At 70.9% G+C, this 13,077-nt stretch carries 14 protein-coding genes; 8 read left to right on the top strand and 6 right to left on the bottom strand.

The window, feature by feature from the left end; all coding sequences use genetic code 11:
• From VJ693_RS13425 to VJ693_RS13415, 3 genes are all read left to right on the top strand, one after another.
• Nucleotides 1-1,150, top strand: a 1,150-nt coding sequence (locus VJ693_RS13425) for a class I tRNA ligase family protein (RefSeq protein WP_324154857.1), incomplete at its 5' end; no start/stop codon positions are given.
• A complete protein-coding gene (gene lspA / locus VJ693_RS13420) occupies nt 1,150-1,650 on the top strand; it encodes a signal peptidase II (protein WP_324154855.1) in 501 nt (166 codons plus the stop codon). The genes VJ693_RS13425 and lspA, both read left to right, overlap by 1 nt.
• Before the next feature lie 77 nt (nt 1,651-1,727).
• A complete protein-coding gene (locus tag VJ693_RS13415) occupies nt 1,728-2,861 on the top strand; it encodes an ABC transporter substrate-binding protein (RefSeq protein ID WP_324154853.1) in 1,134 nt (377 codons plus the stop codon).
• A 7-nt stretch (nt 2,862-2,868) separates the two neighbouring features.
• Here VJ693_RS13415 and VJ693_RS13410 read toward each other — a convergent pair whose 3' ends face one another.
• The 3 genes from VJ693_RS13410 to VJ693_RS13400 all read right to left on the bottom strand — a co-directional run bounded on the left by VJ693_RS13410 (nt 2,869) and on the right by VJ693_RS13400 (nt 6,355).
• Nucleotides 2,869-3,606, bottom strand: coding sequence for a glycine zipper 2TM domain-containing protein (locus VJ693_RS13410; RefSeq protein ID WP_324154852.1), 738 nt, complete (start codon nt 3,604-3,606; stop codon nt 2,869-2,871).
• Nucleotides 3,607-3,776: 170 nt separating this feature from the next.
• A complete protein-coding gene (locus tag VJ693_RS13405) occupies nt 3,777-4,907 on the bottom strand; it encodes an anhydro-N-acetylmuramic acid kinase (RefSeq protein ID WP_324154850.1) in 1,131 nt (376 codons plus the stop codon).
• A 41-nt stretch (nt 4,908-4,948) separates the two neighbouring features.
• Nucleotides 4,949-6,355, bottom strand: a complete 1,407-nt coding sequence (locus tag VJ693_RS13400; RefSeq protein ID WP_324154848.1) for a M23 family metallopeptidase — start codon at nt 6,353-6,355, stop codon at nt 4,949-4,951.
• A 277-nt stretch (nt 6,356-6,632) separates the two neighbouring features.
• Here VJ693_RS13400 and tyrS point away from each other — a divergent pair, with 277 nt between their 5' ends.
• From tyrS to VJ693_RS13375, 5 genes are all read left to right on the top strand, one after another.
• Nucleotides 6,633-7,871, top strand: coding sequence for a tyrosine--tRNA ligase (gene tyrS / locus VJ693_RS13395; protein ID WP_324154846.1), 1,239 nt, complete (start codon nt 6,633-6,635; stop codon nt 7,869-7,871).
• Nucleotides 7,872-7,912: 41 nt separating this feature from the next.
• A complete protein-coding gene (locus tag VJ693_RS13390) occupies nt 7,913-8,380 on the top strand; it encodes an FKBP-type peptidyl-prolyl cis-trans isomerase (RefSeq protein WP_324154844.1) in 468 nt (155 codons plus the stop codon).
• 163 nt (nt 8,381-8,543) lie between these two features.
• A complete protein-coding gene (locus VJ693_RS13385; protein ID WP_324154842.1) occupies nt 8,544-9,437 on the top strand; it encodes a cation diffusion facilitator family transporter in 894 nt (297 codons plus the stop codon).
• Nucleotides 9,438-9,447: 10 nt separating this feature from the next.
• Nucleotides 9,448-9,903 carry a D-aminoacyl-tRNA deacylase gene (dtd, locus tag VJ693_RS13380; protein WP_324154840.1) on the top strand — a complete coding sequence of 152 codons (456 nt, stop codon included), beginning with the start codon at nt 9,448-9,450 and terminating at the stop codon, nt 9,901-9,903.
• Nucleotides 9,904-10,009: 106 nt separating this feature from the next.
• The gene (locus VJ693_RS13375; protein ID WP_324154838.1) at nt 10,010-10,438 is read left to right on the top strand and encodes a c-type cytochrome; all 429 of its coding nucleotides are present in this window, start codon (nt 10,010-10,012) and stop codon (nt 10,436-10,438) included.
• Between the two features lie 25 nt (nt 10,439-10,463).
• Here the strand turns inward: VJ693_RS13375 and VJ693_RS13370 are convergent, their stop codons facing one another.
• The 3 genes from VJ693_RS13370 to VJ693_RS13360 all read right to left on the bottom strand — a co-directional run bounded on the left by VJ693_RS13370 (nt 10,464) and on the right by VJ693_RS13360 (nt 13,074).
• Nucleotides 10,464-11,576, bottom strand: coding sequence for an ABC transporter substrate-binding protein (locus VJ693_RS13370; RefSeq protein ID WP_324154836.1), 1,113 nt, complete (start codon nt 11,574-11,576; stop codon nt 10,464-10,466).
• Between the two features lie 116 nt (nt 11,577-11,692).
• Nucleotides 11,693-12,214: a DNA-deoxyinosine glycosylase gene (locus VJ693_RS13365; RefSeq protein ID WP_414652280.1), complete on the bottom strand. Its 522-nt coding sequence runs from the start codon at nt 12,212-12,214 to the stop codon at nt 11,693-11,695.
• Nucleotides 12,211-13,074: a TatD family hydrolase gene (locus VJ693_RS13360; RefSeq protein ID WP_324154834.1), complete on the bottom strand. Its 864-nt coding sequence runs from the start codon at nt 13,072-13,074 to the stop codon at nt 12,211-12,213. The genes VJ693_RS13365 and VJ693_RS13360 overlap by 4 nt, the downstream gene beginning before the upstream one ends.
• Between the last annotated feature and the right edge of the window lie 3 nt (nt 13,075-13,077).

Genomic DNA, 13,077 nt, shown 5'->3' with positions numbered 1-13,077 from the left:
CAAGAAGTCCCATGCCGGCGCCGGCCACGAGACCGGCCCCGAGGCGGACCTGTACCTCGAAGGCCATGACCAGCACCGCGGCTGGTTCCACTCATCGCTGCTCACCGCCTGCGCGATGTACGGCCGGGCGCCGTATCGCGGGCTGCTCACGCACGGCTTCACGGTCGATGCGCAGGGCCGCAAGATGAGCAAGTCGCTGGGCAACGGCGTCGATCCGCAGGAGACCAGCAAGAAGCTCGGCGCCGAGATCATCCGGCTGTGGGTCGCCGCGAGCGACTACTCGGGCGACATCGCCGGCGACGACAAGATCCTCGCCCGCGTGGTGGACGCCTACCGCCGCATTCGCAACACGCTGCGTTTCCTGCTCGCCAACGTGAGCGATTTCGACCCGGCGAAGGATGCGGTGCCGGGCGACGAGATGCTCGAGATCGACCGCTACTCGCTGGCACGTGCCAGCGAGCTGCAGGCCGAGATCCTCAAGCACTACACCGCCTACGAGTTCCACCCGGTGGTGGCCAAGCTGCAGGTCTACTGCTCGGAGGACCTCGGCGCGTTCTACCTCGACGTGCTGAAGGACCGCCTGTACACGACCGCGCCGAAGAGCCTCGCGCGCCGCAGCGCCCAGACCGCGCTGTGGCACATCACGCAGGCGATGCTGCGCTGGATGGCGCCGTTCCTGAGCTTCACGGCCGAGGAGGCGTGGAAGGTGTTCGCGCACGGCACGGGCTCGGTGCAGACCATCTTCACCGAAACCTACTGGCCGCTGCCGACGCCCGACGCGGCGCTGCTGGCCAAGTGGGCGCGCATCCACGAGATCCGCGACCTGGCGAACAAGGAGATCGAGACCGTGCGCACGACCGGCGCGGTCGGCGCCTCGCTGCAGGCCACGCTGACCATCACCGCCCCGGCGCAGGACGCAGCGCTGCTGCGCTCGCTGGGCGACGACCTGCGCTTCGTGACCATCACCTCGGCGGTGAAGGTGGTCGAGGGCGCGACGCTGTCGGTGGTGGTCACGCCCAGCACCGCGCCCAAGTGCGAGCGCTGCTGGCACTACCGCGACGATGTCGGTGCCGATGCGGCCCACCCCACGATCTGCGGGCGCTGCGTCAGCAACCTGAGCGGTGCGGGCGAAACCCGTAAGGTGGCCTGATGGCGGCCCGCCAGTATTCCGCCGCCGGCGGCGCGAGCCTGTGGATCTGGCTCGGGCTCGCGCTCGTCGTGATCCTGCTCGACCAGTTCGCCAAGACGCTGATCCTCGGCGACTTCAGCTACGGCGAGAGCCGCAGCGTGACCTCGTTCTTCAACGTGGTCCGCGTGCACAACACCGGCGCGGCGTTCAGCTTCCTGGCCGGTGAGTCGGGCTGGCAGCGCTGGTTCTTCGTCGGCCTGGGTGCACTGGCATCGGGGGTGATCGTCTGGATGCTGAAGAAGCACCCGACGCAGAGCCTGTTCTGCTTCGCGATCTCGCTGATCCTCGGCGGCGCGGTCGGCAACGTGATCGACCGCCTGCTGCATGGCTACGTGGTCGATTTCATCCAGCTGCACTGGGCCGGGCGCGCGTTCCCGTCGTTCAACCTGGCCGACAGCGCGATCACGCTGGGTGCCGTCTGCCTGGTGCTCGACGAACTGCTGCGCGTGCGCAAGAGTTGACCGAATGGTGCGCGCGCCCCGCGGCTGAACAGCCAATCAGCTCATCTCCTCGCCTAGACTCGGCGCCAGGAGACGACATGGCAAACGACATTCAACGGCGCCGCCTGCTGCAAGCAGGCCTGGGCGCCATCGCGCTGGGCACCCAGGCGCCCACGCGCGCGCAGGCCCGCGGCGAACTGCTGCTGGGCCAAAGCGCAGTGCTCAGCGGCCCGCTGGGCAAGGCGATCACGGCGCTGAACCAGGGGCTGCAACTGGCGCTCGACCAGGCCAATGCGGCCGGCGGCATCAACGGCCAGGCCCTGAAGCTCATCTCGCTGGACGACGAGCTCAAGCCCGACAAGGCGATCGCCAACTACAAGGCCCTGATCGGGCAGCACCGCGTCAGCGCCTTCCTCGGCTGCGTGGGCTCGGGCACGACCGCCGCGGCGGCCGGCGTGCTGCGCGAGAGCGGGCTGCCCAGCTTCGGCGGCTACGCCGTCGGCGACGGTGCCCGCGAGAAGGCCAAGGGCGCCGCCTACTTCCTGCGCGCCAGCTACGGCCGCGAAGCCGAGGTGTTGGTGCAGCACCTGCTCACGCTGGGCATCGACCGGATTGCCGTGGCCCATCTGGCCAACCCGGGCGGCGACGAGGTGCTGCAATCGGTCACCCGGCTGCTCGACGCCAAGCAGGTCAAGCTGCGCGGGGCCGGCGCCGTGGCCAACGATGGCGCCAACGCCGGTGCGGTCGCCCGCACGCTGGCCGCGCTGGATGCCCAGGCCATCATCATGTTCCTGAGCGCGCCGCTGGCCGCCGCGCTGATGGATGCGGTGCTGCAGACCGGCCACCGGCCGAGCTTCTACGGCATGTCCATCGTCGCCGGCGACGGCGTCGCCGCCATCATCGGGTCGAAGGCGCGCGGGCTGGTCGTGGCCCAGGCCGTGCCCTACCCCTGGTCCGAGGTCGACGTGACGGCGCAGGAGTACCGGCGGCTGTGCGCCGCCCGGCAGGCGGCGCCGAACTACATCGGCTTCGAGGGCTACCTGAACGGCACCTTGTTCGTCAACATCCTGCACCGCGCGGGCGACCTCAGCCCGTCACGCATCCACGCCGCCGTGCGCGCCACGCGCACGCGCCTGGCGGGCATGAACGTCGACTTCGCCGATGGCGACCTGAGCGGCTCGAGGTTCGTCGAGCTGGTGCAGGTCACCGAAGCCGGCCGCTTCGTGCGCTGAAGCCGGCTCAGGCCGGGCGGCTGCCGGCAGCAGGCGGCGGCGAGGTCACCTTCAGCGTCTCGCCGTTGACGGTCACGTGGCTGCCCACGGCCACCGATTGCGGCCGCGTCAGCATGCGCAGCGAGCCGTCTTCCATCCGCACCTTCACGCGGTAGACCGTCTCGGCCCTGGCGTGCTTCTCGATCGCGTTGCCGGAGAAGCCGCCGCCGATGGCGCCGAGCACCGTCAGCGCGGTCTTGCCGCTGCCGGCGCCCATGCGGTTGCCGATGGCGCCGCCGACGACGCCGCCGGCCACGGCCCCGACGCCGGTGGCCTTGCCCTGGCGTTGCACCGGCTCGACCGCCTCGACGACCCCGCAACTGTTGCAAACCGACACCGCGACGGGCTGCATGCCCGTCCGGGGCGACGCGGCCGCATCGTTCGTGGGCGTGCCGCGGCCCGCTGGTGCGCCGCGCTGCACCGGTGCCGGGCCGGCGACGGGCAGCGGCTTCGGGCCTGCGGCGGCGTCCTGCGGCGGTGGTGCGCCGGTCGTCGCGGTGGCCGGCATCGGCTGTTCGGCCGCGCCCCCTGCAGCGAGCGCCAGGGGCAGCGCGGGCTCCTGCGGCGCACTGTCCGGGCCGCGCCAGACCAGCGCGGCGCCGAGTGCGGCGATCGTCGCGCACATCAGGGTGATGACGACCCAGACCGAGCGGGGCCAGCCCGTTCGCGGCGGGCGGGGTGGGATGAAGGCGGTGGATGGATGCATGGCGGCCCCTCGTATTCGGTTCGAGCCGTGCGTACGGCCGCGGCCCGAGGTGGAGATGGCCCGATACTGCCGCGGGCGAAAGGCCCTCGCGTTTCCGAATGCTTCGGCGGCGGGCTGCGCTGGCTGCAAGCAGGCGGCGTGCCACCCTGCCCGCGCACGCAGCCAAGGCCTCAGGCCGGGTAAACGGCCCCCAGCACGCGCGGGCCGCGGGCGCCGGTCGCTTCGGGCCGGTTGCCCGGCTGCCCGAGCAGGCAGGCGCGCGCCAGCCAGGCGAATGCGGCCGCCTCCACCTGCAGCGGCGGTAGGCCCGCGTCGGCCGTGGAGCCCACGCCGATCCCCGGCAGCAGGGCCGCCAGGCGTGCCATCAGGTGCGCGTTCAGCGCACCGCCGCCGCACACGCGCAGGTCGGTGATGCCGGTGGCCTCGCGGCGCAGTGCCTCGGCCGCGGCGCGGGCGGTGAACTCGGCCAGCGTGGCCTGCACATCCTGCGGCGCCGCCTGTTCGAAGCCCGCCAGGCGCCCCGCCAGCCAGCCGGCATTGAACAGGTCGCGGCCGGTGCTCTTCGGCGGCCGGCGGGCGAGAAACGGCTCCGACAGCAGCGCGCCCAGCAGGGCGGGCAGCACATGGCCGCCGGCGGCCCAGCGGCCATCATCGTCGAAGGGCCGGCCCTGGTGGCGCTGCACCCAATGGTCCAGCAGCGCGTTGCCCGGGCCGCAATCGAAGCCGCGCACCATGCCGGCCGCATCGCCGGCCGGCGGCAGCAGCGTCAGGTTGCCGATGCCGCCGAGGTTCAGCACCGCGCGGGCGGCGTCGGGCAGGCTGAAGACCTGGGCATGGAAGGCCGGCACCAGCGGTGCGCCCTGCCCGCCGGCCGCCACGTCGCGCGAACGGAAGTCGGCGATCACGCAGATGCCGGTCGCCTCGGCCAGCAGCGCAGGCTGGTTGATCTGGATCGTGTAGCCGGTGCCGTCGAACTCACCCGGGCGGTGGCGCAGCGTCTGGCCGTGCGAGCCGATCGCGGCCACGTCGCCGGCGGCCTGGCCACTGGCGGACAGCAAGGCCTGCACGACCTCGGCCTGCACGCGGGCGAGCTGGTTCGCGGCCAGCGCGGCGCGGTGCAGCTCGTTGTCGCCGGCGTGGTTCAGTTCGAGCAGCTCGCCGCGCAGGGTCTGCGCGAACGGCCGGTGCGCATGCGCCAGGACCCGGATCGAGTGCTGCGCCGGGTCGTCGGGAAACCGCGCGAGCACACCGTCCACGCCGTCCAGCGAGGTGCCGGACATCAAGCCGATGAAGCAACTCATCGGCGCATTGTCGCGGGCCGAGGGCCGAGGGCCCGGTCGGCCTATTCGGCCCGGCCGGCCACGCCCTGCAACTCGTCGGCGGCGAGCAACTGGGTCTTCAGCGCCGCGGCGACCTGTGCGAAGCGCGGCCGCTGCGCCGCGTCCAGCACCACCGTCTCGGCCGCCTTGGCGATCTTCAACGGATCCTGGTGCTGGCCATTGACCTTGAACTCGAAATGCAGGTGCGGGCCGGTGGCCCACCCCGTCGAACCGACGGCACCGACGTTCTGCCCCTGCTCGACACGCTGGCCACGGTTGACGTTGATGCGCGACAGGTGGCCGTACAGCGTGCTGCGGCCGCCGGCGTGCTGGATCTGCACGACGTTGCCGTAGCCGTTCTGCCAGCCGGCGAACTCGACGACGCCGTCGCCCACCGCGCGCACCGGCGTGCCGGTCGGCGCGCCGTAGTCGGTGCCCAGGTGCGCGCGCCAGGTCTGGAGGATCGGGTGGAAACGCATCGAGAAGCCCGAGGTCACGCGCGAGAACTCCATCGGGCTGGCGAGGAAGGCGCGGCGCTTGCTCTCGCCCTTGAAATCGTAGTAGCCGCCCTTGCCGCCCTGGCCGCCGAACCAGACGGCCTGGTAGGTGCGGCCGTCGTTGACGAACTCGGCGGCCAGCACGCGGCCGCTGCCCTGGCTCCAGGTGATCGGCTCGCCGTCGGCCGTCAGGGCCTCGTAGACGATCGAGAAGCCGTCGCCCTTGCGCAGCTCGCGGTGGAAATCAATGTCGGCCGAGAAGATCTCGGCCATCTGCACCGCGATCGCGTCGGGAATGCCGGCCTCGTCGGTGGCGGCGAACAGCGAGCTGCGGATCGTCCCGCCGGCCAGCCGGGCGCTGGCCTCGAGCGGCGCGGTCTCGAGCGTGGTCGTGAAGCCGCCGTGCGCGCTGCGCGAGATCGTCAGCCGGGTGAAGCGCGAAGGCAGGTTCGAGGCCGCGCCGTCGTCGTCGGCCGGATAGCGCGCGACCAGCGACTGCAGCCGCCCTTCGTCGTCGAGCTCGGCCGACACCATCTTGCCCGGGCGGCCCGACAGCACGCGCTGGCCGTTGCGGTCGGTGCGCAGGAACTGGGCGGCTTCGGCGTCGATCACCCCGAGGCGGTGCAGCAGCGTGTCGGCCGTGTCGCTGGCGCGCGTGTTCTCGCTGCGGCGCAGTTGCAGGCCCTGCTCGGCCAGGGCCTCGATCTGGCTGGCCAGGCCCTGCGGCTCGATCGCCTCGACGATCTGGCGACGGGGCAGCTCGGCCGCATCGGGTGCCAGCGGCGCGATACCGAAGGCGGTGACGGCGAAACCGGTCATCACGACCGCCAGGCCGGTGGCCAGGCCGTGCCGGTGGGCGTGGGCGGCGTCGCGCGCAGCGCGCGCCACGGAGATCAGGGTAGTCGGCAGGCTCGGGCGGGATGGCTCGGTCATCGGTTCGATCGGTACAGCACAACCCGCCCCAGGGTCGACGACAAGGCACTCTCGCGCCGGGGAGCCGGCACCGCAGAGATCCAGGTTCAAGAGCCGAAGCGCCCTGGGCGGGGGCCGACCCGTAGAATTCGCCGCTTGTAGCCACCATCGCGATGGCCTTGGGGCAATGCCGGCCCGGGGCGGCCCTCATGGGAGCCGGAGCCCGTTCCAGGCGTGCGCGCGAGTATAGCAACGCAGCTACAAGCACCATCCCCTGTTTGCATTTTGTGACCTCCGTATGTCCGAATCCGTGACCGCTGCCGCGCCCGGCACCCTGAGCGATACCGTCCAGCACGCGCTGGCCGTCAGCCTGCGGGGCTGCAGCGAGCTGCTGCCCGAGGCCGACTGGGTCAGGAAGCTGCAGCGCGCCGAGGCCAGCGGCCAGCCGCTGCGCATCAAGCTCGGCCTGGACCCGACCGCGCCCGACATCCACCTCGGCCACACGGTGGTGCTCAACAAGCTGCGCCAGCTGCAGGACCTGGGGCACCGCGTGATCTTCCTGATCGGCGATTTCACCTCGCTGATCGGCGACCCGTCGGGCCGCAACACGACGCGCCCGCCGCTCACGCGCGAGCAGATCGAGGCCAACGCGCAGACCTACTACGCCCAGGCCAGCCTGGTGCTCGACCCCGCGAAGACCGAGATCCGCTACAACAGCGAGTGGTGCGATGCGCTGGGCGCACGCGGCATGATCGAGCTGGCCGCGAAGTACACCGTCGCCCGCATGCTGGAACGCGACGATTTCACCAAGCGCTTCCAGGCCGGCACGCCGATCTCGGTGCACGAGTTGCTGTACCCGCTGATGCAGGGCTACGACTCGGTCGCGCTGAAGAGCGACCTCGAGCTCGGCGGCACCGACCAGAAGTTCAACCTGCTGGTCGGCCGCGCGCTGCAGGGCGAGTACGGCCAGGAGCCGCAATGCATCCTGACCATGCCGCTGCTCGAGGGGCTGGACGGCATCGAGAAGATGTCGAAGTCGAAGAACAACTACGTCGGCATCACCGAGCCGGCGAACACGATGTTCGCCAAGATCCTGTCGATCAGCGACGAACAGATGTGGAAGTGGTATACCCTGCTGTCGTCCCGCTCCGAGGGCGAGATCGCCGCGCTCAAGGCCGAGGTGGCCGCCGGCCGCAACCCGAAGGACGCCAAGGTGATGCTCGCCAAGGAGATCACCACGCGCTTTCACAGTGTCGCGGCGGCCGATGCGGCCGAGCTCGACTTCCAGAACCGCGCCCGCGGCGGCATCCCGGACGAGATCGCCGAGGTCTCGCTCACCGGGGCGCCCATGCCCGTCGGTGCCCTGCTCAAGGCTGCCAACCTGGTGCCCAGCACCAGCGAAGGCCTGCGCATGGTCGAGCAAGGCGGGGTGCGGGTCGACGGCGGGGTGGTTTCTGACAAGGGGCTGAAACTGCCAGCCGGTACATTCGTCGTCCAGGTGGGCAAGCGCAAATTCGCGCGCGTCACGCTGAGTTAGGGCCGTACGCCGGCCGTCTATCCACGTTCGCGGAGATCCCGATGAACCGAATCCGTCTCACAGGTTTGCTTGTTTCCTTGCTTGCGCTCGCCGGGCTCGCCGCCCATGCCCAGATCGAGCCGGTCAGCAGTGCCGCCTCGGCGGCCAGCCCGGCCAAGGCCGCCGACGGCAGCGAGACCTGGCCGAGCGGCCTGGTGTACCGCTCCCTGCGCGACGGCAGCGGCCCGACCCCGAGCTCGACCGACGTGGTCAAGGTGCACTACCGCGGCACCTTCCCGAACGGCACGGAGTTCGACAGCTCCTACACCCGCGGCCAGCCGGCCGAGTTCCCGCTCAACCGCGTGATCGCCTGCTGGACGGAGGGCGTGCAGAAGATGAAGGTCGGCGGCAAGGCCCGGCTGACCTGCCCGCCGTCGATCGCCTACGGCACCAAGGGCGCCGGCGGCGTGATCCCGCCGAACGCGACACTCAATTTCGACGTCGAGCTGATCGGCATCGCAGGGCGTTGACCCCCTGGTTGGAGCCCCCACGCCCCCTTCCGGGGGCTGCCCCCAGGGGGGCTCGCGCAGCGGACCGGCGAAGCCGGATCCGCGCACGCCACTTGAATGGGCGGCGCTTCGCGCGCCCGTTCGGCACGGGAAGACCTTAAGCTCGGCCGGCGACAATTTCGACATGCAGGTCAGCTCCTACTTGAAATTGTCTGTCGCCACCGCGGTGGCGACCATCGTCCTGAAGACCGGCGCGTGGTGGCTGACCGACTCGGTCAGCCTGCTGTCGGATGCGATGGAATCGCTGGTCAACCTGGCCGGCGCGATGTTTGCGCTGGCGATGGTCACCATCGCCGCCCAGCCGCCCGACGACGACCACCCGTACGGCCATCACAAGGCCGAATACTTCTCCAGCGGCTTCGAAGGCGTGCTGATCATCGCGGCGGCGCTGGGCATCGTCTGGGCCGCGGTCGAGCGCTGGTTGCACCCGCAGCCGCTGCAGGCGCTGGGCCTGGGCCTCGGCCTGTCGATCGTCAGTTCGGCCATGAACGGCGGGCTGGCCTGGGGCATGCTGCGCACCGCGCGACTGCACCACTCGATGGCGCTCGAGGCCGATGCACGACACCTGTTCACCGATGTGTGGACTTCGGCCGGCGTCGTCGTCGGCCTCGTCGCCGTCAGCCTCACCGGCTGGCAGTGGCTGGACCCGCTGGCGGCCATCGCGGTCGCGGTGAACATCGTGCGTGAAGGCATCTCGCTGGTCTGGCGCTCGGCCGACGGGTTGATGGACCGCGCGCTGGAAGACGAGCACCGCGCGGCCATCGACGAGGTGCTGGCCGGCTTCACCCACCCGACCAGCATCCGCTTCGATCACCTTGTCACGCGCCGCGCCGGCGCCCGCCGCTTCATCGACCTGCACATGCACATGCCGGCCGGCTGGACGCTGCAGCGGGCGGCCGCGCTGCGTACCGATGTCGAGCAGGCGCTGATGAGCGCGGTGCCGGGCCTGCGCGCGAGCATCCAGTTGCTGCCGATGGACGTCGAGGCACATTTCGACGACGCGAAGGACCTGCTGTGAGGGGAGACCGTTGATCGGCCTCGTCCAGCGCGTGCGTGAGGCCAGGGTCGAGATCGCGGGCCGCACCGTCGGCGCGATCGGGCCCGGACTGCTGGTGCTGGCCTGCGCGGAGCCGGCCGACGGCGAGGCGCAGGTCGAGCGCTTCATCGCCAAGATCCTGAAGCTGCGCATCTTCAGCGACGAGGCCGGCAAGATGAACCGCAGCGTGCAGGATCTCGACGGGGCCGGCACCCCCGGCGGCCTGCTGGTCGTCTCGCAGTTCACGCTGGCCGCCGACACCTCGGGCGGCAACCGGCCGAGCTTCACCGGCGCCGCGCCGGCCGAACAGGGTCGCGCGCTGTACGAGCGGCTGCTCGCGCGGGCACGGGCGCTGCACCCGCAGGTCGCCGCCGGCGAATTCGGCGCCGACATGCAGGTGCATCTGGTCAACGACGGGCCGGTGACGATCCCGCTGCGGATCGGTTGAGCCGCGGCCCGGCCGGCCGATGCCGGTTTGCGCTGGCTCAATGGATGGCGGCGGTCAGGCGCGCAGGCTTGCATCGTCATCCCGAAGACCAACTCTGGAGGCGCCCATGAGAGCGAACTGGACATCGATGGCCATCGCTGCGGCATTGGCCTTGTGTGTTGCGCCGTCGGTACTGGCTCAGTCCAAGCCGGCCAGTGATTTTGGCAAGCGCGAGTTCGAGGGCAATTGCGCGAGTTGCCACGGCATGAACGCCAAGGGCAACGGCCCCTTGGTCGAGATGCTGCGCAAGAGCCCGCCGGACTTGACCCTGCTGGCCAAGGCGAACGGCGGCGTGTTCCCGATGGCGCGCCTGTACGACGTGATCGACGGGCAGAACGTGCCGTCGCACGGCTCGCGCGACATGCCGATCTGGGGCCGGGACTACAAGATCCAGGCGGCCGAGCACTACATGGACATGCCCTACGACCCCGAGGCCTACACCCGTGCGCGCATCCTGGCGCTGCTCGAGTACCTCAACCGCTTGCAGGTGAAGTAGGGCGCCTCACGGCGACCGGGCGAGGTCACTGCACGAACCGATTGCCTCGCGACAACATGGTCAGCTCGACCCAGTTGCTGCCCTGGTGGCGGGTCGGCGAGAACTGCAGCGAATAGCCGCCGAGATCGAGTCTGTCGACCGCATCCATGGCATGCAGGATGCTCTCGCGCGTGGGGTTCGGGCCGGCCTTCCTGATCGCCGTGACCAGCGCCGTGGCTGCAATGCACGACTCGAGCGAGGTGTAGTTGAGCTTGGCACCGTTGAGCGCGTTCAAGGCCTCGGCGCATTCGCGAATCAGCGGGACCGAGACCTGATTGGAAGGCCGCGGCGACGGGATCACCTGCGACACCATCGTGCCGCGCGCCAGGCCGCCGGCGGATTCGGCCAGTTCGTCCGGGTTGACGAACGACAGCGCCGCGACCGACAGCGGGACACCCTTGTCGCCCGCTGCCTTGAGGAGATCGCGCACCGCCCCGAACTGGGTGGTGGCCAGCACGTAGTGGGCCGGGCTCTTCAGCACGGCATCCAACGCGGCGGTGTCGAGCGCCGCGCCGCGCTTGATCGCCACGCCCGGCGGCCTGGCCAGGCCCACCTCGGCATGCGCAGCAACGACCGCGTCGAAGTTGCTGCGGCCCACCTCGTCGTCGTAGTAAAGAACGACGGCCCTGTCGGCGCCGACGCTGCGCTTGGCATCGATGATCTTGAGCGCCTCTTCCTTGTACGACGCGCGAATCGTGAACACGTTGGGGTGGCTGCGCAACGCGAGCGAGCCGCTGAACGGCGCGAAGAACAGCACGTTGTAGCGCGCAGCGAGCGGCAGTGAATCGATGCTGTTCGTCGCCGAGTTGTAGCCGAACAGCGCCAGCGCGCCCTGCGCGCCGAGCAGCTGCTGCGTGTTCTCGAGGGCACGCTGGCGATTGTTGGCGTTGTCCAGCGTGACCAGCTTCAGGCGCCGGCTGCCCAGGGACTTGCTCGCATTGACGCGGGCAAACACCGCGAGCGCCCCGTCGCGCATGTCGCGGCCGATGTCCGCGTTGGTACCACTCAAGGCCACCGACTGGCCGATCACGATGTCCTGCGCATGCGCCGGCGGCGCAAGGGCGAGGATGAGCGACAAGACTGCCAGGCCCTTCTTCATGAGGTGTCCTTTCGTGCCGAGAGTGGCGCGAATGTCCACCGGGCCCTGTTCAGTTCTTCTTGACCGCGGTCATCATTTCGACAGCCCCCGCGGGGAACACGGGCGCTTTTCACGATTCAGCGGCCCAGCCCCGCCGACTGGAACGCCTCGCGCCAGGCGGCCAGCTTGCGCTCGAGGCTCCAGCTCGCGTTGGCCGGACTGGTCGACGGCAGGCGGTAGACGGGCAGGCCCAACGCGGAGGTGACGCGCATGTGGCGCGCCGATTCACCGCCATTGTGGGCGATGGCCGCCAGGCCGGGGGCGCGCCGGCGCAGGCTGCCCAGGTCGTTCGGCTCGGCGGCCTCGATCGCGCTGTCGAGGCTGCCTTCGCGCACACAGGCGGCATAGACGTCCCACAGGCCCAGGCCGCGTGCGCGGATCGCCGCCAGGCGCGCCGGATACGGCAGCGCGACGAGGTCGATGCCGAGCAGCGTGCCGACGATGGGCCAGAACTGGTTGCGCGGGTGGGCGTAGTACTGCTGGGCCTGCAGTGACGCGACGCCCGGGAAGCTGCCGAGCACGACGAGCCGGGTGCCGGGCGCGATCACCGGCGGCAGCCCGACCAGGCGCAGCGGCGTGGGGCAGGCCAGGCGGCTCACCGGGGCTCGGCGTCCGGGGCGTCCGGGGCGCCCGGAGCTGCCAGGGCGGTCAGAGCGGCCAGCCGCGGAAGCGCGGCAAGCGTGTTGGCCGTCGTCTGCGCGGCGGTCTCGGCCAGCGACCAGCCGTGCAGCTCGGCCAGCGTGGCCGCGATGCGTGGCAGCTCCGCCGGCTCGTTGCGGCTCGACTGCCCGGCCTCGCGCTCGGCGGCCGTGCGGTACAGCCAGTGCGGCGGAATGTCCGGCGCGTCGGTCTCGAGCACCGGTGCGTGGGCCGGCAGCCGGGCCGCGAGCGAGCGGATGTTCAGCGCACGCTCGAAGGTCATCGCGCCGCCGAAACCGAGCGTGAAGCGGCGCTCGATGAAGCCCTCGGCCTGCTGCACGCTGCCGTTGAACGCGTGGCAGATGCCGCCGGGCACCTCGATGCGGCGCAAACCCTTGAGCAGCCCGTCCGCCGAGCGCCGCACATGCAGGATCACCGGCAGGCCCGCGTCGCGCGCGAGCTTCAGCTGCGCCTGGTAGAAGCGCTCCTGCCGCGCGGCGTCCGGGTCGGGCACGAAGTAGTCCAGGCCGATCTCGCCGACGGCCACGAGGCGCGGGTCGTCGCGCCAGCGGGCCAGCGCGTCGGCCAGGCGCTCCAGGTCCTCGTCGGCCGAGCGCGGCACGTACAGCGGGTGGATGCCGAGCGCATAGGCAAAGCCGTGGCCATGCGCCAGCGCACGCACGGCGTCGAAGTCGAAAACGCCGACCGCCGGCAACACCAGCATGCCGACGCCCACGGCGCGCGCGCGGGCAACGACCGCGTCTCGGTCGGCGTCGAACTCGGCGGCGTCGAGGTGGCAGTGGGTGTCGATCCAGTGCATCGG

It is taken from the genome of Ideonella sp. (assembly GCF_035254525.1).
Taxonomy (GTDB): domain Bacteria; phylum Pseudomonadota; class Gammaproteobacteria; order Burkholderiales; family Burkholderiaceae_C; genus Ideonella.
This window is presented reverse-complemented; position numbering and strand designations above follow the sequence as displayed.

Excerpts from the sequence above, each read along its gene's own strand:
- lspA (WP_324154855.1), top strand. The coding sequence starts at position 1,150 with ATGGCGGCCCGCCAGTATTCCGCCGCCGGCGGCGCGAGCCTGTGGATC.
- VJ693_RS13415 (WP_324154853.1), top strand. The coding sequence starts at position 1,728 with ATGGCAAACGACATTCAACGGCGCCGCCTGCTGCAAGCAGGCCTGGGC.
- VJ693_RS13410 (WP_324154852.1), bottom strand. The coding sequence starts at position 3,606 with ATGCATCCATCCACCGCCTTCATCCCACCCCGCCCGCCGCGAACGGGC.
- VJ693_RS13405 (WP_324154850.1), bottom strand. The coding sequence starts at position 4,907 with ATGAGTTGCTTCATCGGCTTGATGTCCGGCACCTCGCTGGACGGCGTG.
- VJ693_RS13400 (WP_324154848.1), bottom strand. The coding sequence starts at position 6,355 with ATGACCGAGCCATCCCGCCCGAGCCTGCCGACTACCCTGATCTCCGTG.
- tyrS (WP_324154846.1), top strand. The coding sequence starts at position 6,633 with ATGTCCGAATCCGTGACCGCTGCCGCGCCCGGCACCCTGAGCGATACC.
- VJ693_RS13390 (WP_324154844.1), top strand. The coding sequence starts at position 7,913 with ATGAACCGAATCCGTCTCACAGGTTTGCTTGTTTCCTTGCTTGCGCTC.
- VJ693_RS13385 (WP_324154842.1), top strand. The coding sequence starts at position 8,544 with ATGCAGGTCAGCTCCTACTTGAAATTGTCTGTCGCCACCGCGGTGGCG.
- VJ693_RS13375 (WP_324154838.1), top strand. The coding sequence starts at position 10,010 with ATGAGAGCGAACTGGACATCGATGGCCATCGCTGCGGCATTGGCCTTG.
- VJ693_RS13370 (WP_324154836.1), bottom strand. The coding sequence starts at position 11,576 with ATGAAGAAGGGCCTGGCAGTCTTGTCGCTCATCCTCGCCCTTGCGCCG.
- VJ693_RS13360 (WP_324154834.1), bottom strand. The coding sequence starts at position 13,074 with ATGCACTGGATCGACACCCACTGCCACCTCGACGCCGCCGAGTTCGAC.